At 71.6% G+C, this 1,984-nt stretch carries 2 protein-coding genes; both read left to right on the forward strand.

Annotated features, from left to right (window positions below):
* The first annotated feature begins 34 nt into the window (after positions 1–34).
* A complete protein-coding gene (locus QH283_RS11705; RefSeq protein ID WP_280503029.1) occupies positions 35–508 on the forward strand; it encodes a carboxymuconolactone decarboxylase family protein in 474 nt (157 codons plus the stop codon).
* Positions 509–750: 242 nt separating this feature from the next.
* Positions 751–1,848 carry a 3-deoxy-7-phosphoheptulonate synthase gene (locus QH283_RS11710; RefSeq protein WP_280503030.1) on the forward strand — a complete coding sequence of 366 codons (1,098 nt, stop codon included), beginning with the start codon at positions 751–753 and terminating at the stop codon, positions 1,846–1,848.
* Positions 1,849–1,984 lie beyond the last annotated feature (136 nt).

Raw genomic sequence — 1,984 nt, forward strand, 5'->3', positions numbered from 1 at the left:
CCCCGCCGGCCACGACACCGGAGGAGACGCAATCATGGAGCAGCGATTCGACTACGCGGCAAGCGAACTCGGTCAGAAGTTCGTCAAGCGCATCAACGCCGCGGGCGCGGTCGTCGGAGAGTCCGCGCTGCCCGCGATCACCAGGGAGCTGGTGCTGCTGCGGGTCAGCCAGATCAACGGCTGCGGGTTCTGTGTGGACATGCACTACAAGGACGCCGTCGCCGCCGGGGAGGACCCGGTGCGGCTGAACCTGGTCGCCGCCTGGCGCGAGGCCACCGTGTTCACCGAGCCGGAGCGGGCCGCGCTGGCGCTGGCCGAGGAGGGCACCCGGCTGGCGGACGCCCATCACGGGGTCTCCGACGAGACCTGGACGCAGGTGGACAAGCACTACGACGCCGAGCAGATCGCGGCGCTGATCTCGCTGATCGCCATGATCAACGCCTACAACCGGATCAACGTCATCAGCCGCACCCCGGCGGGCTGGTACGTGCCCGGCCAGTTCCACTGACCGCCCCGGCGGCGCGGCGGGGGTGACGGTCGTCTCCCTCGCCCCCGCTGTCGGCGGGCCGACGAGTGCTGATAGAGTGCCTGACGTGCAGCGCGCGTATTTCTGGTTTAGCAAGCCGGCCCCGGGTGGGCCGGTCTGCGGCAACCACCTGCGCTGACCATCCCACCCCGAGCCGGATGATGGACCGGCTCGACGGGGTTCGCGATTTCCGTGGGTCGGCCAAGAAAAGGAAACGACCTACGATGACCATTGCGGTTGACATCGATGCCCGCCATGCCGACCTCGACCACCAGCGCACGCTCGCGGTGAGCCCGTTGCGCTCGCCCGCCGAGGTGCGCATGGTCCACCAGATCACCGACGCCCACGCCGACACCGTCCGCGCCGGTCGCAAGGCCACCGTGGATGTGCTCGACGGCGCCGACGACCGTCTCATGGTGATCGTCGGCCCCTGTTCGGTGCACGATCCCGCCGCCGCCCTCGACTACGCCCGCCGGCTGGCCGCCAAGGCCGACGAGCTGAGCGAGAACCTGCACGTGGTGATGCGGGTCTACTTCGAGAAGCCGCGCACCAGCCTGGGCTGGAAGGGCCTGATCAACGATCCGCATCTGGACGGCTCGTTCGACGTCAACACCGGCCTCGGCCTCGGCCGCAAGCTGCTGGTCGACATCACCGCCCTCGGCCTGCCGGTGGCCTGCGAGTTCCTCGACCCGATCACCCCGCAGTACATCGCCGACCTGGTCTCCTACGGCGCCATCGGCGCGCGCACCGCGGCCAGCCAGGTGCACCGTCAGCTCAGCAGCGCGCTGTCCATGCCGGTCGGCATCAAGAACGGCACCGACGGCGACGTGCAGGTGGCGGTGGACGGCGTGCGCGCCGCGGCCGCCAGCCACGTCTTCCCCGGCACCGACCTGGACGGTCGCGCCGCGCTGATCCGCACCTCCGGCAACCCGGACTGCCACGTGATCCTGCGCGGCGGCAGCAACGGCACCAACTACGACGCCGCCTCGGTGGCCGATGCCTGCCTGCGGCTGGAGAAGGCGGGCCTGGCCCGCCGCGTGGTGGTCGATGCCAGCCACGGCAATTCCAACAAGGACCACAACCGTCAGGTGGACGTGGTCACCGACATCGCGCAGCGGGTCGCCGCGGGCGAGCGTGAGGTCGTCGGGATGATGCTGGAGAGCTTCCTGGCCGCCGGACGTCAGGACCTGACCCTCGGCCGTGCCGACGAACTGGCCTACGGCCAGTCCATCACCGACGCCTGCCTGGACTGGGAGACCACCGCCGATCAGCTCGACCGCCTGGCCGCCGCCGTGGCCGCGCGTCGCGCCGCGGTGAACTGACGGCCGCGCGTCGCGCCGCGGTGAACTGACCGCGGCCTCGCGTCGCGCGGTGGTGCACCGCCCCGGCGACGGCGAACGGCCGCCCCCCCCCGCGGCCGCGCGGGGGGGGGGGGGGGGGGGGGGGGGGGGGGGGGGG

The sequence above is a fragment of the Nocardia farcinica genome, assembly GCF_029867845.1.
Classification (GTDB): domain Bacteria; phylum Actinomycetota; class Actinomycetes; order Mycobacteriales; family Mycobacteriaceae; genus Nocardia; species Nocardia farcinica_A.

Excerpts from the sequence above, each read along its gene's own strand:
- QH283_RS11705 (WP_280503029.1), top strand. The coding sequence starts at position 35 with ATGGAGCAGCGATTCGACTACGCGGCAAGCGAACTCGGTCAGAAGTTC.
- QH283_RS11710 (WP_280503030.1), top strand. The coding sequence starts at position 751 with ATGACCATTGCGGTTGACATCGATGCCCGCCATGCCGACCTCGACCAC.